Genomic DNA, 20170 nt, shown 5'->3' with positions numbered 1-20170 from the left:
TCTTAAACCAAAAGTTGATTTTCAGCACCCTTACTGTACTGGCGCATGAAAACGTTTTAAGCGTAATGCATTGCCTAAAACAAAAACCGAAGAAAGTGCCATCGCGCCTGCTGCAAACATAGGTGAAAGTAATACACCAAATGCTGGATATAGCGCACCTGCTGCAATTGGAATTAGAGCAACGTTATATACAAATGCCCAGAACAGGTTTTGACGTATGTTTCGCATGGTTGCTTTACTTAATGCAATTGCGTTCGGTACGCCTTTTAAACTACCAGACATCAGCACAACATCGGCTGCTTCAATGGCAACATCTGTTCCTGTACCAATGGCTAAGCCAACATCTGCTTGTGCCAAGGCTGGTGCATCGTTAATACCATCACCTACAAAGGCCAAGCGACCATATTGTTTTTGCAGTTGGCGAACTGTGTCCACTTTGCCATCGGGTAAAACTTCTGCCACAACTTCATCAATATTCAGCTTTTTAGCAATCGCTTGTGCTGTATGACGGTTGTCTCCTGTAATCATGGCAACCTTGAGGCCTAATTGATGCAAGGCCTCAATCGCAGCATAGGTTGTTTCTTTAATTGGGTCTGCCACGGCAATAATTGCAGCAAGTTTCTGATCAATAGCGACATATAGCGGTGTTTTACCCTCTTCACCTAATTGAGCAGCAATCGTTTGGAATGAGTTGGTATCTAAACCAAGTTGGTGCATATAACGGTCTGCGCCAATTTGTACTTTTTGACCTGAAACTTCCGCTTCAATACCTGAACCTGTAATCGAGTTAAATGCTGTTACGGGTAATAAGTTTAGACCTTCGCTTTCTGCTGCTTGAACAATAGCGTGTGCAATTGGGTGTTCAGACTTGGCTTCGACCGAGGCAACTAGAGTTAGCACTTGTTCACGCTCAAAACCTGATTGCACATTAAAGTCTGTCAGTGTCGGTTTGCCTTCGGTGAGTGTGCCCGTTTTATCAACTGCAACGACCTGTGCTTCTTGTAAAAGCTGCAAAGCTTCACCTTTACGAAACAGAACTCCTAACTCAGCACCACGCCCAGTACCGACCATAATAGAAGTTGGCGTTGCAAGTCCCATCGCACAAGGACACGCAATAATCAGTACAGCAACAGCATTCACTAATCCAAAAGTCAGCGCGGGTTCTGGCCCAAAAATAAACCAAACCAAGAAAGTGATTGCTGCAATTAGCATGACAGCCGGTACAAACCACATGGTGACTTTATCGACCAAACCCTGAATCGGAAGTTTAGAACCTTGAGCTTGTTCAACCATGCGAATAATTTGTGAGAGTACAGACGAGCTACCCACTGCGGTTGCCCGAATGTTCAGTGTTCCGTTTTGATTGACCGTACCACCGACCACTTGATGGCCTATTCTTTTTTCAACAGGAACAGGCTCACCCGTAATCATAGATTCATCAATGTAGCTGTGTCCGTCAACTACTTCACCATCAACTGGCACACGTTCACCCGGACGAATTTCTACAATAGTTCCACTCACTACTTCGGCAACTGCAACTTCTACTACTTGTCCATCACGCTGAATACGGGCTGTTTTGGGCTGCATTCCAACTAAATGTTGAATCGCTTGCGAGGTTCGTCCTTTGGCTTTGGCTTCAAAATATCGTCCAAGCAAAATTAAACTGACAATAACGGCAGCCGCTTCGAAGTAAACATTGACCGTGCCTTGGGGTAACACATGCGGCATAAAGGTTGCCACAACTGAAAAACTATAGGCAGCCAAGGTTCCAACAGCAACCAGCGAATTCATATCTGGTGCTAAACGCCATAAGGCTGGAATACCTTTTTGGTAAAAACGGCGACCCGGAAAAACGAGTACTAAGGTGGTCAAAACAAATTGTAAAAGCCAGCTATTGTATTGACCAATGGTGTGCATAACCCACATGTGAAAAGCTGGAATGAGATGTGAACCCATTTCCAGAATAAACACAGGTAAAGCCAACACAATCGAGATGATCAAATCTTTTTTAAGTTGATCTAACTCTGACGCTTTTTTGTCGAGCTGCTCATCTTGATTTTTTTCAGATGCTTTCGCGTCGTAACCAGCTTTTTTAACAGCGCGAATGAGGTCTTCGACATTGACAGCATTATCTGCCTGCACCCACGCTTGCTCTGTTGCTAAGTTGACTGTGGCTTCTTGAACGCCGTCTACTTTTTTGAGTGCTTTTTCAACACGCGCCACACAAGATGCACAGGTCATGCCCTCAATAGACAATTCCACTGGTGCTGCTTTTGGAACATCGTACCCTGCTCGTTCAACTGCTTTAACCAGTGCTTCGCGCTGGATTGGTTGATTTGAATAAACAACGGCTTTTTCTGTTGCCAAATTAACGTTAGCAATCTCTACATTTTCAACTTTCTTAAGTGCTTTTTCGACACGACCTACACACGAGGCACAAGTCATGCCTTCGATTGGAAGGGTTTCACTATATGCTGGCAATTTTGTGTTTTTTGAGTCCATCAAACACCTCTGCAAATCTGCAAAATTTAATATTCTTTATTGAGCATACAGATTCCCATCATGGGAAGGTCAAGCATATTTTTTTAAAAAATTGGTCTTGACCTTACAATCATGACAAGGTTTAGACTCAGTGTTATCCAAACAAACATCTCATTCTTGATGGAGTATGAACATGAAACTACTTATTGAAAATATGACTTGTGGCGGCTGCGCTCGCGGTGTAACTGCGACGATTCAAGATATCGACCCAAATGCAAAAGTAGATGTAGATTTAGCGACCAAAATCGTGACTGTTGAAAGCAGTGAAAGCGTCGATAAAATTACCGAAGCGCTTGAAGAAGATGGTTTTCCAGCGAAAGTGCAATAATGAATAAGGCCTAACGTTTAAAATTAGGCCTTTATTTTTGAGCTTATTGATATTGACTCAAAGCTGAAATTTTTTAATTCGATAATCCAGTGCTGCCCGAGTTAGCCCCAATAAACGTGCCGCTTCAGACACATTATGATTTGCCTTTTTTAAAGCCGTTAAAATTAACTGCTTCTCGTGTTCTTCTAAATTAAACTCTGGCTGTAATAATTGCTCAAAGTCAGTTTCTATGGTCACTGCCTGCTCTGGATCATGCTTGATCTGTGGGAAAATGGCATTTAACTTAATCAGCTGCTGATCGTCCGTTAATAAAACCGCCCTTTCCAATAAGTTTTCCAACTCACGAATATTGCCTGGCCATTCATATTGCTGCATAAAAACTTTGGTCTTTTCACTTACACCCTGAATGGTTTTGCCGTACATTTTTTCAAAACGATGAAGAAAGTGTTCAACCAGTAAAGGAATATCTTCACGGCGCTCCCGCAAAGGTGGAATCTGCACTGGGAAAATATTTAAACGATAGTACAAATCTGCCCGAAAGCGGCCTGTTTTCACAGCTTGCTCAAGGTCTTCATTAGTTGCTGTAATTACACGGACATCTAAAATACGAGTTTGTGAGTCTCCTACTCGCTCAAATTCACCTTCTTGCAAAATGCGTAATAGTGCTGCTTGTGCACGCGAAGAAAGCTCAATCACTTCATCTAAAAAAATAGTACCGCCATTAGCTCGTTCAAACTTCCCCAAGCGAGATTGATGTGCTCCTGTATAGGCACCCTTTTCTACTCCGAATAACTCAGATTCAATTAACTCTGGTGGAATCGCTGCACAATTTACCGCAATAAAAGGTTGGTCTTTTCTTTGGCTATTTTCATGCACCCCTCGTGCAAAAGCTTCTTTACCAACGCCTGTTTCGCCTTGTAGCAAAATGGAAACTTTCGAACCTGCTGCTTTGGTTAATAATGCACAGACCTGTTTATAAGAGGCTGACTTACCCACAGAACTAAATAATTGGTAATCAGCTTCACTATCACTGTAAATTGATTTTTTAAGTTCAAACAGTTCAGCCTGCAACGCAATCAGTTCTTTTTCCATGGGTTCGGGAGACATGAACTGAATCAGCTCATCTGCATTTTCCCACTCTTCTAAAGGTTTACCGATAATACGGCAATGCTCGTCGCCGCAAGCTTTACACTCTATTTCTTGATAAATAATGGTCATGCCCGTCGCAAAACTACTATATCCACATGCATAACCCAAAAGCATCCAACACGCAGGTTCATCACTTGGGCCAAAGTGCTCTAAATGCACATCGGCTTCAAAAGAGTTGAGCCAATTTAAATCGGCATAAAACTGTTTTTTATCGTGGCTTAAATTAAGTTGATTAGCCTGTACTTGCACCATTCCACGAATCGCATGCATTTGTGGACCCGCCATAAAAGCATCGTGTTCATTTAAATCGGGACGCATTTTTGTTGTAACTTCAGCATCTTTTAACCCAGCTTGATATCCTAAACGAATAAAGAAACGTTTGGTCCGCTCAAGCCCAATCATGTGTGCTAAGTCTTTACGCAAATATCCCATAATACTGGTGTGTAAAAGCAGCATTCGATATTCATCAAACCAGATTTGGCCATGGGCCGTATCAAAGTGCAGTTTAGACAGCAAATCGTGAATTTCTTGCGGATGATCTGTATATCGTCCCGTTGTATCGTATTTTACTCGAGCCATGAGTGATCTGTTTTAATCCATTAAACACATTTGGGTGTTATCTCATCTTATCGAAGAATAAGATAAATGTCCTAGTACCTTAAAGACATAACTTCATACTAAAAAAGTATGTCTAGATCTCTCCTTTTAAAGTCTCAAACAATCTAAAAAGAAATTTCTACGGCCCTCTTCATCAAATCATGAATATCTCTATTTCACCATTCAAAAATATTCATGAAATGGTGAATCTTAAAACCGTCTCACTTCCCATAAAAAACTCAATTTACTGTTTTTAATGATAAAAATAAAGTTGGCATAGCTTTTGTAAAGCTTATAGCGAGAGCAAGGAGCATTCATCAATTTCAAGACCATGTCTTGATGGAGTACAGCATGACGCAACCTCAAGTCGAAGCATTAACCAAATATATTCGGGTCACTGGCGACTTAAACGCAGAATTTATCGAATTCGATTTTGCTATTCATGACCCAAGTCTATTTGTAGAACTGGTTTTGCCTAAACATGCATTTAATGATTTTTGTAAGACCAATCAAGTGGTTGAAATGACCCAAGAGCAGCAAGCTTTTAATGATGCTCAGGAAGAAAAATGGCGTTATGGCACCGAAGCAACTTTAGTCGGCACGCAACGTAATAGCAACGATCACGATGATCAGATGTAAAAAATATAAGGAGATAAAGCCATGACTTTAGAAATCAAAACATCAAATGTCGAACCTATCCGCCAGAACTATGCCTATATCGAAAGACGATTTGGTAGTAAGCCAGCAACTCGATATCAAGAAGTAAGTTTCGATGTACAGGCAGAAACTAACTTCCACTATCGACCATTGTGGAAACCAGAAAAGACTTTAAATGATAAAACCCATACTGCCCTGCAAATGCAAGACTGGTATGCATTTAAAGATCCACGTCAATTCTATTATGGAACTTATGTTCAACACCGTGCGCGTTTACAAGACACCGCCGAAAGTAATTTTGCTTTTTTTGAAAAACGTCAGCTTGCAGAACATTTGTCTGATGAAGTCAAAGCCAAGGTCATTGAATGCCTATTACCATTTCGCCACGTTGAACAAACTGCAAACTTACACATGATGTCTGGCAGTGCCTATGGTTATGGCACCGTGCTGACCCAAGCTTGTATTTATGCCGCGATGGATCATTTAGGAATTGCGCAGTACATCTCACGCATTGGTTTAGCTTTAGATGGCAACAGCGGCGACTCACTACAACAGGCAAAACAGGCTTGGATGCAACATCCGGCATGGCAAAGCTTACGCCGTCTGTGTGAAGAAAGTCTTACCGAGCAAGACTACTTCAAACTTTTCTTATTACAAAACCTTGTGATTGACGGCTTTGTGACAGAGCTTGTCTATCAACAGTTTGATCAGTGGTTAGTCACTCAACATGCTCGTGACTTAGCCATGCTGACTGAGTTTATGAAAGACACTTTAGCTGATTTACGTAAGTGGTCAGACACTGTCATTAAAACTGCCACAGCAGAGTCCAAACACAACAAACAGCTATTAAATGAATGGTTCACTCAATCTCTGGCTCAAGTAAAAGCGGCCTTTACACCTTGGGCAACAGTTGCCTTAACAGCAGATGCGGTCGATCAAGCAGAACAAGCAGTTATTGAACGTGCAAAAAAACTCGGCCTACAACCACTTACAAATGCTTAAGGAGAAGCAACATGTCTAAAGTCTATCTCGCATTACAAGACAACGATACTTCACGCTACATCATCGAGGCGATTGAAGAAGATAACCCTGAAGCGTCAATTCAATATTTACCAGCCATGATTCGCATTGAAAGTGAAACTGATTTGGTGATTAAAGCCGGAACCGTATCTGAAAAACTAGGCCAAGATTGGGACATCCAATCTTTACAACTCAACATGATTACGCTGGGCGGCAACGTCGAAGAAGATGACGATACTTTCCGCCTTCACTGGAATTAATCACAACATAGATGTTGTTTAACAAAGATTTAAGGATGATCAATCATGACAACTCAAACCAAAGAAACCAGCAAAAAATTAAATGCGAAAGATCGTTACCGTGCATTAACTCGTGATCTGGACTGGGATTTTTCCTATGCTGACCGTAAAGAAGCCTTCCCTTATGAAGAATTTGAGGGCATCAAAATTACCGACTGGTCTAAATGGGAAGATCCATTCCGTTTAACGATGGATTCTTACTGGAAATATCAGGCAGAAAAAGAGAAAAAACTTTATGCCATTTTTGATGCCTTTGCTCAAAACAATGGTCAGATGAATGTCAGCAATGAACGCTACTTAAATGCGATCAAGCTCTTTTTAACGGCGGTGACCCCACTTGAATATCAGGCTTATCAAGGCTATGCCCATGTAGGCCGTCAGTTTAGTGGTATTGGTGCACGTATTGCTTCTCAGATGCAATCGATTGATGAGCTGCGTCATGTACAGACTCAAATTCATGCCATGAGCCATTACAACAAGTTCTTTGATGGTTTTCAGGACTGGGCGCATATGCATGACCGCGTTTGGTATTTGTCTGTGCCTAAATCATTTTTTGAAGATGCCCGTTCTGCTGGCCCTTTCGAGTTTTTATTAGCCATTAGTTTTGCTTTTGAATATGTACTTACCAACTTACTGTTTGTGCCGTTTATGTCGGGAGCAGCTTATAACGGCGATATGGCAACCGTAACCTTTGGTTTTAGTGCGCAGTCAGATGAAGCGCGCCACATGACGCTTGGTCTTGAAATCGTGAAATTCTTGCTCGAACAACATGAAGACAACGTGCCGATTGTGCAGGAATGGATTGATAAATGGTTCTGGCGTGGGACGCGTTTACTTTCAATTGTGGGCATGATGATGGATTACATGCTGCCAAACAAAGTGATGTCTTGGAAAGAAGCGTGGGAAGTTTATTTTGAACAGGCAGGCGGTGCGCTATTTAAAGATTTGAGTCGTTATGGCATTCGTATGCCGAAATATAGCGATGTCATTGTGAAAGAAAAAGAGCATGTCTCACATCAGGCATGGTGGATTTTCTACAACTTTGGTCATGCTGCTGGTTTCCATACTTGGATTCCAACCGATGAAGAAATGGATTGGTTATCTGCTAAATATCCAGACACTTTCGATAAATACTACCGTCCAAAATGGGAGTTAGCTCGCAAAATGGAAGCTGAAGGTAAACGCTTCTATAGCGCAGGTTTGCCACAGCTTTGTCAGGTTTGTCAGATACCAATGACCTTTACCGAAATGGGCGATGATCCGACTCAGTTTAGTTATCGCCATAGCATCTACCAAGGCGAACGCTACCACACCTGTTCAGATGGCTGTCATGACATTTTCGAGCGTGAGCCTGAGAAATATATACAAGCATGGCTACCTGTAAATCAAATTTTGCAAGGCAACTGTGGTGGCGGTGACTTCGAAACCATGCTCCGCGATTATTACCGCATGAATATCGGTGCCGACAATCTGGATATTGAAGGTTCACCAGACCAACAGCGCTGGAAAAAATGGAAAGGCAACGCAGCTTAAGCACAAGGAATTGTTCAGGCAGTCATCAAGCTGCCTGATAGGAAATAAGGAGATTGAACATGACTGTTCGCGCGATACATAACAACTATCAATTTGAACCGCTTGATCTGCAAAAAAATTATGGTGATCAATTCTTACTTTACGTGGGTTGGGATCATCACACACTTTTTTGCTCGGCACATGCCATGCTTGCCTCACCTCAACAAACTTTTGGACAGTTGATTGAGCAACAAATTACAGGTGGCTTTGCCCAACATCCAGAATTTGCCAAAATTGATTGGTCAAAAGTGCAATACACCTTAGATGGTCAAATAATCAGTCCTGAGAGTACAAAAACTTTGGCAGAGCTTGGTTTTAGTCACAAGTCATTACTTCGTTTCGTTACGCCAAAGTTAAATGGCTATAACGACAGCTATGTTTAATTCGGAGGTGTGTCATGAGTTATCAAGTCACCATTGAACCGATCGGAACAACGATTGAAGTAGAAGAAGACCAAACCATTTTAGATGCTGCCCTACGCCAAGGCGTTTGGTTACCCTTTGCCTGTGGTCATGGCACTTGCGGGACATGCAAGGTCCAAGTCACCGACGGTTTTTATGATGTTGGTGAAGCCTCGCCATTTGCACTCATGGATATTGAACGTGATGAAAATAAGGTGCTTGCCTGCTGCTGCAAACCACAATCCGATATGGTCATTGAAGCCGATGTCGATGAAGACCCAGATTTCTTAGGTCATTTGGTTCAAGACTATCAAGCGATCGTCATTGAAATAAAAGACTTGTCGCCGACCATTAAAGGAATCCGACTACAACTAGATCGCTCAATCGAATTTCAAGCGGGTCAATATATCAACGTCCAGTTCCCAGATATTGAAGGAACTCGTGCATTTTCAATTGCCAATTCACCAAGTGAAGTCGGCATAGTTGAGCTGCATATTCGTAAAGTTGAAGGTGGTGCGGCGACGACTTATGTACATGAACAGCTTGCCATAGGTGATCAGCTTGATATTTCAGGCCCTTATGGTCAATTTTTTGTACGCAAGTCAGATGATCAAAATGCCATTTTCATTGCAGGTGGTTCAGGTCTTTCAAGTCCACAATCGATGATTTTAGATTTACTTGAATCTGGAGATAGTCGCACGATTTACCTGTTCCAAGGAGCACGAGACTTGGCAGAGCTATATAACCGAGAATTGTTTGAACAGCTCGTAAAAGACTATCCGAACTTCCGCTATATCCCTGCCTTGAATGCACCAAAAGCAGAAGACCAATGGACTGGATTTACCGGATTTGTGCATGAGGCTGTTGCCGATTACTTTGAAAATCGATGTGGTGGACACAAAGCGTATTTGTGCGGTCCTCCAATCATGATTGACTCGGCAATTTCAACACTCATGCAAAGTCGCTTATTCGAACGGGACATTCACACTGAACGTTTCTTAAGTGCAGCCGATGGCGCTGCTGGACAATCGCGTTCGGCTTTATTCAAACATATTTAAAGATAAACCTTTAAGCACTCCGCTTTTTCAAATGAGCCTTGTATTTGTAATTTAGAAAGCAAATACAAGGCTCACAGGAGTTCTGCATTTCAAATTTTACAAGACCGTTAAGGAATAACGTTTTTTAGTGATATGCGAAACAACACAGAATAGGACATTCTATGAATAACAAAATCTCTGCAATCATATGTGGTGTGCTCACTGCTATTTACGTTCCATCTGCATTTGCGACAGAAAATGGCTCAGACTCTTTTGCCTTAGGTGCCGAAGGTATGATGGCGGGAGCCTTACCACCTGCTGGGGTCTATCTACTTAGTTATTATCAAAATTATCATGCATCAGAGTTTCAAAATGGTCCCGATCAGTTCCATGTTGATGTCAACGCCATAGTTCCGCGGTTGGTGTGGATGACCGATCAAAAAATTATGGATGGACAACTCGGGTTTTATGCAGCCCAGCCATTGGTTGATCTACGCCTTAAAGTAAATGGGATGGCTGACTCAAACCAAGGTCTCGGAGACTTGATTTTGGGTGGTATGCTCGGCTGGCATAAAGGAAACCATCACTGGATTGCAGCTCTAGAAACCGTACTGGGAACAGGTGAATACGACACTCCAAGTACGACACATCCAGTGGAAGCCAATCTCGGGAAAAACTATCACACCATTCGACCGATTATTGCCTATAGTTATGCCAACGCGGTAGGTTTAGATCTTTCAACTAAACTGTCTTATAGCTGGAATACACGTAACAATGCGACCGACTATAAGTCTGGACAATACATTGCGGGTGACTATAGCTTAGGTTACCGCATTAACCCCAAACTCAAAGTTGCAGTTGAAGGCTATGCTTTTAAACAAACCACAGATGACAAAGTAAACGGAAGTGACATTGGGTTTAAAGGACAGGCTTTTGCAGTTGGTCCAGGCATTCAATATGCCGATAAAAACTGGTCTATTGAAGCCAAATTTCTAAAAGAAACCGAAGTCGAATATCGTCCCGAAGGCCATACCAGTTGGCTAAAACTGATTTGGGCTTTCTAAAACATATCAATGCATAGCTTCAACCTTTGAGGCTATGCCCTACTTATTTAAAAGTCGATACCGTTTGAATCATCGATCGGGTTCTGATCTAGCGTAAAAACGGTGCGTTTATATGGAATACCTTCAAGATCATACACCTGATAAATACAATCAAATAAAAGCTGTAAGTCTTCACTTCGGTCCATTGCACGAGCAGTAATAAAAATTGGGCTGACTGCGCCGTTATCTAAAATCGGAATGTAGTTTAAATGAGGAAAGCGAATAGTATCTGCACTGGCAGGAATAATACACAAACCTTCACCCGCCGCCACCAAGCCCAAAGCCAGCTGAATTTCCCGTATTTCATGCATATTTTTTGGAACCAAACTATGCTCGGCAAAAATGTTCAAAAGCTGGGTCGAAAAATTAGGTTTAGGCGACGTGGGATACATAAACATCTTTTCATCAATGAGATCGGCCAGATATACCCCTTCTGTACGCTGTGCAATCGGATGGCTCGTGTGCGCAGCAACTACCAAGCGTTCTTTACGTAGCAAAATACGTCTCACCGCAGGATCACTAATTCTTAAACGTCCAAACCCAACATCAATACGTCCTTCTTTTAATGCCTGTAGTTGCTCAGTCGTACTTAACTCCATCAATTGAATATTCAGATGCGGCTGCTGCTGACGAAATAAATAAATGATTCGAGGCAGTAAACCATAGAGTAAAGACCCAACAAAACCAATCGTCACACTACGTTCAATCAGACCAATACGTTTGGTCATACTTTTTATTTCTTCAGCATTCGACAAAAGTTTAAGGGCGTGCTGATAAAAGAAATGTCCTGCTGGGGTTGTCTGTAAAGGACGGCTTCCTCGCTCAAACAGTTGAATTCCAAGCTCGCTTTCCAGATTTTGAATCTGTCGACTCAAAGGAGGTTGAGCAATAAATAGTTTTTCGGCTGCCTTTGTGAAGCTCTGTTCTTCAACAACAGCCACAAAATACCGTAAATGTCGTAGTTCCATCAGGTTTCCATACCTTTAAGATATAAAAAAATGCAAATTCAGTCTTAGACACAGTTTACCCATTCTTTTAAGGTATACACAAGCAACAAGCCGATGAAGTGATGAATTACTTTGTGAAAAAGCTGTTCTAGCAATCTTCAAGCGATTCATCTTCATGAATACACGGTTCAACACCCAGCGTCTTATGCGCTTCATTGACAACATTAGGATATCAAGACCTTTAAGAGTAGCTAAGGCCTTGGTGACTTCCACACTTTTGGAAAGTCGGAGAACGGACATGCCACGTATTCCTGTAATTAATACCAGCCATCTTGACCGTATTGATGAATTACTTGTCGATAACATCGATACAGGTGAATTTAAACTTCATCGCTCAGTATTTACGGATGAAGCTCTATTCGACCTCGAAATGAAATACATCTTCGAAGGTAATTGGGTTTACTTGGCACACGAAAGCCAAATTCCAAATAATAATGACTACTACACCACCTACATTGGTCGTCAGCCAATTATTATTGCCCGCAATCGTAACGGCGAACTCAATGCCATGATCAATGCGTGTTCACACCGCGGAGCACAACTTTGCCGTCACAAGCGTGGTAACAAAGCGACTTATACTTGCCCTTTCCATGGTTGGACATTTAACAACTCAGGTAAATTGCTCAAGGTTAAAGATCCAAGTGAAGCAGGCTATTCTGACTGTTTTAACCAAGACGGCTCACACGACCTTAAAAAAGTAGCTCGTTTTGAGAGCTACAAAGGCTTCTTATTTGGTAGCTTAAATCCCGATGTTCCTTCACTTGAAGAATTCTTGGGTGAAACCACCAAAATCATCGACATGATTGTTGATCAGTCTGAACATGGTTTGGAAGTTTTACGTGGTTCATCTACCTATACCTACGAAGGCAACTGGAAACTCACCGCTGAAAATGGCGCCGATGGTTACCACGTTTCTGCTGTGCACTGGAACTACGCAGCAACTACTCAACACCGTAAAGAAACTCAAGCTGCCGATAATATTCGTGCCATGAGTGCAGGTTCTTGGGGGAAACAAGGAGGTGGCTCATATGGCTTTGAAAATGGCCACATGTTGCTTTGGACACAATGGGCAAACCCAGAAGACCGTCCAAACTTCCCGAAAGCAGACGAATACACCGAAAAATACGGTGAAGCAATGTCGAAATGGATGATTGAGCGTTCACGTAACTTGTGTCTTTATCCAAACGTTTATTTGATGGATCAGTTTGGTTCGCAAATTCGTGTACTTCGCCCACTTTCTGTCAATAGAACTGAAGTCACTATTTACTGTATCGCACCTAAAGGTGAAGCACCCGAAGCTCGTGCACGTCGTATCCGCCAATATGAAGATTTCTTTAATGCCTCAGGCATGGCAACACCAGACGATTTAGAAGAATTCCGTGCTTGTCAGGCAGGCTACGCAGGTATTGCACTTGAGTGGAATGACATGTGCCGTGGTTCAAAGCACTGGATTTATGGACCAGACGATGCAGCAAATGAAATCGGTTTAAAACCAATGTTAAGTGGTATCAAAACTGAAGATGAAGGTCTTTATCTTGCCCAACATCAATATTGGTTACACACCATGAAACATGCGATTGCATCAGAGAAAGAAATTGCTGATCAGGGAGAAACAGCATGAGTGCTCAAGACAAAGCAACTTTAGAAAATATTGCTCAGTTTCTCTATCGTGAAGCTCGCTTTTTAGATGATGAACAATGGGATGATTGGCTTGAATGCTATGCACCGGAAGCCTCTTTCTGGATGCCAGCTTGGGATGACGACGATAGATTAACTGAAGATCCGCAATCTGAAATTTCACTTATTTATTATCCAGATCGTCAAGGTTTAGAAGATCGCGTGTTCCGTATTAAAACCGAGCGCTCATCTGCAACCATGCCGGACACACGCACGAGCCACAATATTGCAAATGTTGAAGTTCTCGATCGCGACGGAGACAAAGTCACTGTTCGCTTTAACTGGAATACCTTGAGTTTCCGTTACAAAACAAATTACAGCTATTTCGGTATGTCACGTTATGTGATCGATTTTTCAGGTGATCAACCAAAAATCTTGAGCAAGTATGTCGTTTTGAAAAATGACTACATCAATCAGGTTATTGATATTTACCACCTTTAAGACATACCCCCTCAGTTAAACGGATAGTTGGCTGAGGGCAAAAGTTTCAAATATTTTGTAGGATACATGCCATGTCAAACCACAATGTTGCACTTCAATTTGAAGATGGTGTTACACGTTTCATTAACGTAGCTCAGGGCGAAACCCTATCTGACGCAGCCTATCGCCAAAAAATTAATATTCCTTTGGATTGCCGTGATGGTGCATGTGGAACTTGCCGCGCATTTTGCGAGTCCGGTAGTTATGACATGCCAGAAGAAACCTATATTGAAGATGCATTAACACCAGAAGAAGCTGAGCAAGGCTATATTCTTGCGTGCCAATGTCGTCCAACCTCAGATGCGGTATTTCAAATTCAAGCCTCGTCAGATGTTTGCAAAACTGCAATTCATAGCTTCCAAGGCACCCTAGCCCGCGTTGAAAATTTATCAGACTCAACTATTACTTTTGATATTCAACTTGATGAAGGCCAACCAGATATTCATTTCCTTGCAGGTCAGTACGTCAACGTTGCTATTCCTGAAACTGGCGAAACACGTTCATATTCATTTAGCTCAAAACCGGGCAATCGCTTAACGGGCTTTGTGGTCCGTAACGTACCGAACGGCAAAATGAGTGAGTTTTTAAGTAAGAATGCTCAAGCTGGCGACAAAATGACTTTTACTGGTCCATTCGGTAGCTTCTATTTACGGAATGTAGCTCGCCCAGTGCTGATGCTGGCAGGTGGTACTGGCATTGCTCCATTTATGTCGATGTTACAAGTGCTTGAAGAAAAAGGTTCTGAACAGCCTGTTCGTTTAGTTTTTGGTGTCACCAATGACTTTGATTTGGTGGCTCTAGAAAAACTCAATGAATTGCAAACGGAATTCCCGTGGTTCGAATACCGAACTGTAGTTGCAAACCCTGAGAGCAACCATGAACGCAAAGGCTATGTCACTGGTCATATTGAAAATGAATGGTTAAACGGTGGCGACGTCGATGTTTATCTATGTGGACCCGTTCCAATGGTAGAGGCTGTACGTGGCTGGTTAGAAACTGAAAATATCAAACCTGCTAACTTCTTGTTTGAAAAATTCTCTGCGAATTAACAGGTGGAGAAGTTATCTATGTCAAACCGTCAAAGATTTACTAATAAAGTCGTGATTGTTACGGGTAGTGCTCAAGGTATTGGTCGTGGTGTGGCATTACAAGTTGCAACTGAAGGCGGCCAAGTCATCATGGCTGACCGCTCTGAATATGTTGAAGACGTTCTTAAAGAAATTCAAAGTGCGGGTGGCGATGCCGTCACGATTAATGCTGACCTTGAAACCTATGTAGGCGCACAAGCGGTTGTTGCAAAAGCCATTGAACACTATGGTCGGGTAGATATCCTGATTAATAACGTAGGCGGCGCGATCTGGATGAAACCTTTTGAAGAATTTTCCGAAGAAGAGATCATTAAGGAAGTAAATCGCTCATTGTTTCCAACTTTATGGTGCTGCCGCGCTGTGTTACCCGCCATGATTAAGCAACAGTCGGGTGTGATTGTAAATGTATCTTCAATTGCGACCCGTGGTATTAACCGTATTCCCTACTCTGCATCCAAGGGCGGTGTAAATGCTTTAACGGCATCGCTTGCTTTTGAACATGCCAAAGACGGAATTCGAGTCAATGCCGTTGCGACTGGTGGAACCGAAGCACCACCTCGCAAAGTGCCACGAAATGCCAATCCGTTAAGTCAAAATGAAAAAGACTGGATGCAGCAAGTAGTTGATCAAACTATAGATCGAACATTTATGGGCCGTTATGGCACAATTCAAGAACAAGTGAATGCAATTTTATTTCTTGCATCAGACGAAGCATCCTATATGACCGGATCGGTTATTTCGGTCGGAGGTGGAGATCAGGGTTAACCCTGATCTTTTTGCATGATTGGGTAAATAACATGATTTGCATGGAGGCAATCACACATGGCAACCCTGTTAAAGACATTACAAAATGACTGGTCTATATCAGCAACAGTTGCGGGCTTTCTCGCGGTTTTAATTTCTTACTCAGGCCCACTGATTATTTTTTTCCAAGCTGCTCAGCGTGCTCATGTGTCTACCGACATGATGATGTCATGGATTTGGGGAATCTCAATTGGTGCCGCCGTTTCAGGTATTTATCTTTCGATTAAATATAAAACTCCTGTCATAACCGCATGGTCAGCACCAGGCACTGCCCTATTAGTTACCCTATTTCCAAATGTCTCATTAAATGAAGCGGTAGCCGCCTATATTACTTCTGCCATCGTTATTTTTTTAATTGGCGTTACAGGTTACTTCGACAAGTTACTGAAGTGGATTCCGCAAGATGTCGCTGCCGGCATGATGGCGGGTATTCTTTTTCAATTCGGTATTGGTCTATTTACCGCGTCTGATAGCATGCCTTTTATTGTTTTTAGCATGCTCATTGTCTTTTTAATTGCCAAACGTTTAATGCCGCGCTACACCATGATTTGGGTGTTAGCTGCTGGAGTTTTATTAAGCCTTATTTTAGGCAAAATGAATCCGGTTGATGTGAGTTTTAGTTTAGCTATTCCGCAGTGGATTAGCCCAGAATGGACATGGAACTCAACACTGAACCTCGCCGTTCCTCTCATTTTAGTCAGTCTAACCGGCCAATTTTTACCGGGTATGGCGATTATGAAACTCAGCGGTTACGACACCCCAGCCAAACCCATTATTACTGCTACCAGTATTGCCTCTTTAGCTGTTGCCTGCGTAGGTGGTATTACGATTGTGCTTGCCTCAATTACCGCTGCTTTATGTATGGGTAAAGATGCGCATGAACTTAAAGAAAAACGGTATATCGCAGGCATTGCCAATGGGATTTTTTATATTTTAGGAGGCTTATTTGCTGGCAGTATTGTCATGCTATTTAGCCTACTTCCTAAAGAACTGGTCGCAGCACTAGCAGGTTTAGCCTTGCTTGGAGCAATTGCCACCAATATTTCTGTTGCCATGAAAAATGATAGTCAACGTGATGCTGCGCTCATTACTTTTTTAGCGACAGCTTCAGGCATGCATTTTCTTGGATTAAGCTCAGTTTTTTGGGGTATTTGTATTGGTGTAATCGCCCATTTCATTCTTATACCACGCTCAGCTCCAGCCACTAATTAGTTTTTTATCGAAGTCCCTCCAACTAAAATACAGCTTAAATCGCCAAATCAGGCAGCAAATAATTTGCTAATTCTGATTTGGCGATTTTTATTGAATATAAATTAAATTTCATTTTTAAGAGCAATTTCTAAAATAATTAAATAATAGGCTTTAATATTTTATTCTTATATTTTTACTTCAATTCATAATATAAACCCATTTATATTTTCAACTGTGATTCTCACCAATAAAATCTATAAAAAAAACGTCTATAAAATCCTTAAAATTCTCATAATACAATATTCAACCGCATTTTAAGTGTTGTAACAAGACCACCCCATTAATTTAAAATAATTTATAATTTTCAATTACTTAAAATCATAAAAACAAGATACCTAAAAAACATAAATATATATCAATTAGGTTTTTGACTCTAATCCAATAACAAAATAGTTTATTAAAAAATAACGCGATGCTTCAAAAATTGGAGGTGAAGAAAATGGATATGAGCAAGGTTAATATTAATGAGCTAATTGATAAGGCATGTTTTACATCTTTCCATTGGAAAGTTTTAATCTGGTGCTTACTTATTATTATTTTTGATGGATATGATTTAGTTATTTACGGGGTTGCTCTTCCTCTGTTAATGCAACAATGGTCTTTAACTGCGGTAGAAGCTGGTTTACTCGCCAGTGCTGCTCTATTCGGCATGATGTTTGGCGCCATGATTTTCGGCACGCTTTCAGACAAACTGGGACGAAAAAAAACCATCCTAATTTGTGTCAGCTTATTTAGCGGATTTACCTTTATAGGAGCTTTCGCTACAGGACCCACCGAGTTTGCTATTTTACGCTTTATTGCAGGTCTAGGGATTGGTGGCGTTATGCCAAACGTTGTGGCACTTATGACCGAATACGCACCTAAGAAAATCCGCAGTACATTGGTGGCAATCATGTTTAGTGGCTATGCAATTGGTGGTATGACATCTGCGCTACTCGGTGCATGGCTCGTGAAAGATATGGGCTGGCAAATCATGTTTTTAATTGCGGGTATTCCGCTGTTATTGCTCCCACTGATCTGGAAATTTTTGCCAGAGTCTCTCACCTTTTTAGTGAAATCGAACCATAGCGAACAGGCAAAAAGTATTGTTTGTAAAATTGCACCTCAAACTCAGGTAACCGCCAATACACAACTGGTGTTAAACGAAAGCACCACAACAGATGCACCTGTGCGTGCACTTTTCCAACAAGGCCGTACTTTCAGCACATTTATGTTTTGGATTGCTTTCTTTATGTGCTTACTCATGGTGTATGCCTTAGGAAGCTGGTTACCTAAACTCATGCTGCAAGCGGGCTATTCATTAGGTGCAAGCATGTTGTTCCTGTTTGCACTCAATATTGGCGGTATGGTTGGTGCAATTGGTGGCGGTGCTTTAGCGGATAGATTCCATTTAAAACCTGTTATTACCATTATGTTTATTGTGGGATCGGCAGCTTTAATTCTGCTTGGGATTAATAGTCCACAATTTATTTTATATAGCCTGATTGCAATTGCTGGTGCTGCCACAATTGGTTCACAAATCTTACTCTACACCTTCGTTGCACAGTTCTATCCGACCGCACTTCGTTCAACTGGCATGGGCTGGGCATCTGGAATTGGCCGTATCGGTGCGATTATTGGACCTGTTTTAACAGGCGCCCTACTCACACTTGAGCTTCCTCACCAAATGAATTTCTTAGCGATTGCCATTCCGGGTGTAATTGCTGCACTTGCAATATTTATGGTCAATCTAAAAGCCTCTGTTGCTGCACAGACTCCATCAACTTTTAACCCTCAAAACACGCTTACCCAGCAGTAAATATAAATGCGCCGAGGACTGGCGCATCTTTTTGGAAATGGATTATGGAATTATTACACCGCTTTAAACCATGTAATTTAGCAATAGCAACATTATTAAGTTTTTTGACTAGCTCAAGTTTATGGGCAGCAGATACGGCTCAACAAAGCGAAGATGAATGGAAGTTCACGCTAAAGAATGCCTATATCAACCGTAATTTTGATAATGATGCGCTCAAAGATACTGGCAGTTGGTCTCAAGCCGCATCTTTATTTTATAAGTCGAAAATGCATGACACTCCATTAGTCATAGCCGACAAGCCAATCACCATTGGCGCCGATGCTTCTGTTCAATACGCCGTGCGCTTAAGTTCAGATAAACACGTTGCGGACACGGTTTTGCCTTTTAATAAGGAAACGCAATCTCAAGCATCCGACTTTCTAAAACACGGCGCAACTTTAAAACTGGGTTATGACAAAACACTTTTAAGTGTCGGTGAACTCTGGCTAGATTTACCCGTAACGGCTGTCGATGCGAGCCGACAATTACTTGCCTCTTATTGGGGAACTAATCTTAAGTCTCAAATCTCAGATCAGCTTTATGCTGAAATTGGCCGAGTGGAAAAAGTCTCTCCACGAAATGAAGAAGACTTTAAAAAGTTTTCGTTCACGGCAAATGGAATTACCAAAGAATCTGATGGATTGAATTATATTGACCTGCGTTATCAATTCACGCCGTCACTCAAGGGTGAATATTATTTTGGTAATTTAGAAGACCTTTACAATAAGCATTATGTGGGGCTTGAGCATAATTGGAAACAACCTAATTTTTCCCTCACCTCTAAGTTTAAATACTTTAATGCAAAAAATGACGGCGGCACTTTTCATATTGATGCACAAAACATTGGCGTGCTAGAAACTTTTAAAGTAAAAAACCATACCTTTGGTTTGGGATACCAACAAATTATTGGTGAGTCGGCGTACCCATTACCAGATGGTTTTTTACCAGAGACTTATTTCATTAACTGGAATGCTACCGGCTTCTTTAAAAAAGATGAAAAGTCTTACCATGTGATGTATGGCTACGACTTTAAAGATTATGTGCCAGGCTTAAATGCAATGGTGAAATATGTTTACGGCAATGACTTTAAAGCAGCGAATGGTGAGAAAAATCATGAGACTGAGTCCAATATCATTCTGAACTATGCATTTCAACAGCCATATTTAAAGGGTTTTGCGCTGCAATATATTCGTATTGATTACAACGTAAAACATGGCAATGACTTTGGTGAAGACCGATTGTTTGTAAACTACACCAAAAAGTTTTAATTACTTTTAAATTCAATCTAAGCATGCCAACTTAGGTTCGCTTTTTATATTATT

The 20170-nt window shown here is 41.5% G+C and carries 17 protein-coding genes and 1 pseudogene; 15 read left to right on the top strand and 3 right to left on the bottom strand.

What is annotated here, in order from left to right:
- Positions 1–30 precede the first annotated feature (30 nt).
- Complete coding sequence (locus ABLB96_RS08605) at positions 31–2502, bottom strand: heavy metal translocating P-type ATPase (RefSeq protein WP_348896681.1); 2472 nt, start codon at positions 2500–2502, stop codon at positions 31–33.
- A 166-nt stretch (positions 2503–2668) separates the two neighbouring features.
- On the opposite strand from ABLB96_RS08605, the gene ABLB96_RS08600 reads away from it, so the two are divergent.
- Positions 2669–2869, top strand: coding sequence for a heavy-metal-associated domain-containing protein (locus tag ABLB96_RS08600; RefSeq protein ID WP_077164555.1), 201 nt, complete (start codon positions 2669–2671; stop codon positions 2867–2869).
- A 57-nt stretch (positions 2870–2926) separates the two neighbouring features.
- Here the strand turns inward: ABLB96_RS08600 and mobR are convergent, their stop codons facing one another.
- On the bottom strand, positions 2927–4597 hold the full coding sequence (gene mobR / locus ABLB96_RS08595; RefSeq protein ID WP_348896682.1) for a phenol degradation transcriptional regulator MobR: 1671 nt from the start codon (positions 4595–4597) through the stop codon (positions 2927–2929).
- Positions 4598–4966: 369 nt separating this feature from the next.
- Here mobR and ABLB96_RS08590 point away from each other — a divergent pair, with 369 nt between their 5' ends.
- The 7 genes from ABLB96_RS08590 to ABLB96_RS08560 all read left to right on the top strand — a co-directional run bounded on the left by ABLB96_RS08590 (position 4967) and on the right by ABLB96_RS08560 (position 10665).
- Entirely contained in the window at positions 4967–5254 is a 288-nt protein-coding gene (locus ABLB96_RS08590; protein WP_000193471.1) for a phenol hydroxylase subunit, read from the top strand.
- A gap of 21 nt (positions 5255–5275) precedes the next feature.
- Positions 5276–6274: an aromatic/alkene monooxygenase hydroxylase subunit beta gene (locus ABLB96_RS08585; RefSeq protein ID WP_348896684.1), complete on the top strand. Its 999-nt coding sequence runs from the start codon at positions 5276–5278 to the stop codon at positions 6272–6274.
- 11 nt (positions 6275–6285) lie between these two features.
- On the top strand, positions 6286–6552 hold the full coding sequence (locus tag ABLB96_RS08580; RefSeq protein WP_348896685.1) for an MmoB/DmpM family protein: 267 nt from the start codon (positions 6286–6288) through the stop codon (positions 6550–6552).
- 45 nt (positions 6553–6597) lie between these two features.
- A complete protein-coding gene (locus tag ABLB96_RS08575) occupies positions 6598–8124 on the top strand; it encodes an aromatic/alkene/methane monooxygenase hydroxylase/oxygenase subunit alpha (protein ID WP_348896686.1) in 1527 nt (508 codons plus the stop codon).
- 59 nt (positions 8125–8183) lie between these two features.
- The gene (locus tag ABLB96_RS08570) at positions 8184–8546 is read left to right on the top strand and encodes a phenol hydroxylase subunit P4 (protein ID WP_348896687.1); all 363 of its coding nucleotides are present in this window, start codon (positions 8184–8186) and stop codon (positions 8544–8546) included.
- Positions 8547–8560: 14 nt separating this feature from the next.
- Positions 8561–9622 (top strand): phenol 2-monooxygenase domain-containing protein, encoded by a 1062-nt coding sequence (locus ABLB96_RS08565; protein ID WP_348896688.1) that lies wholly within the window; start codon positions 8561–8563, stop codon positions 9620–9622.
- Positions 9623–9783: 161 nt separating this feature from the next.
- The gene (locus tag ABLB96_RS08560; RefSeq protein ID WP_348896689.1) at positions 9784–10665 is read left to right on the top strand and encodes a transporter; all 882 of its coding nucleotides are present in this window, start codon (positions 9784–9786) and stop codon (positions 10663–10665) included.
- A 47-nt stretch (positions 10666–10712) separates the two neighbouring features.
- Here ABLB96_RS08560 and ABLB96_RS08555 read toward each other — a convergent pair whose 3' ends face one another.
- Positions 10713–11672 carry a LysR family transcriptional regulator gene (locus tag ABLB96_RS08555; protein WP_019457431.1) on the bottom strand — a complete coding sequence of 320 codons (960 nt, stop codon included), beginning with the start codon at positions 11670–11672 and terminating at the stop codon, positions 10713–10715.
- 277 nt (positions 11673–11949) lie between these two features.
- Here ABLB96_RS08555 and benA point away from each other — a divergent pair, with 277 nt between their 5' ends.
- From benA to ABLB96_RS08520, 7 genes and pseudogenes are all read left to right on the top strand, one after another.
- Positions 11950–13332, top strand: a complete 1383-nt coding sequence (gene benA, locus ABLB96_RS08550) for a benzoate 1,2-dioxygenase large subunit (protein ID WP_348896690.1) — start codon at positions 11950–11952, stop codon at positions 13330–13332.
- Positions 13329–13848, top strand: a pseudogene (gene benB, locus ABLB96_RS08545) (benzoate 1,2-dioxygenase small subunit). The gene benA and the pseudogene benB overlap by 4 nt, the downstream one beginning before the upstream one ends.
- 52 nt (positions 13849–13900) lie before the next feature.
- Entirely contained in the window at positions 13901–14917 is a 1017-nt protein-coding gene (benC, locus tag ABLB96_RS08540) for a benzoate 1,2-dioxygenase electron transfer component BenC (protein WP_348896691.1), read from the top strand.
- Positions 14918–14935: 18 nt separating this feature from the next.
- Entirely contained in the window at positions 14936–15721 is a 786-nt protein-coding gene (locus ABLB96_RS08535; protein ID WP_348896692.1) for a 1,6-dihydroxycyclohexa-2,4-diene-1-carboxylate dehydrogenase, read from the top strand.
- A gap of 57 nt (positions 15722–15778) precedes the next feature.
- Entirely contained in the window at positions 15779–16972 is a 1194-nt protein-coding gene (benE, locus tag ABLB96_RS08530) for a benzoate/H(+) symporter BenE (RefSeq protein WP_348896693.1), read from the top strand.
- 478 nt (positions 16973–17450) lie between these two features.
- Positions 17451–18809 carry an aromatic acid/H+ symport family MFS transporter gene (locus ABLB96_RS08525; protein ID WP_348896694.1) on the top strand — a complete coding sequence of 453 codons (1359 nt, stop codon included), beginning with the start codon at positions 17451–17453 and terminating at the stop codon, positions 18807–18809.
- A gap of 44 nt (positions 18810–18853) precedes the next feature.
- A complete protein-coding gene (locus ABLB96_RS08520; protein ID WP_348896695.1) occupies positions 18854–20116 on the top strand; it encodes an OprD family outer membrane porin in 1263 nt (420 codons plus the stop codon).
- The last annotated feature ends 54 nt before the right edge of the window (positions 20117–20170 follow it).

It is taken from the genome of Acinetobacter sp. XH1741 (assembly GCF_041021895.1).
Taxonomy (GTDB): Bacteria; Pseudomonadota; Gammaproteobacteria; order Pseudomonadales; family Moraxellaceae; genus Acinetobacter.
Note: the sequence above shows the minus strand (reverse complement) of the source record. Positions and strands in the feature narration are given on the sequence as shown.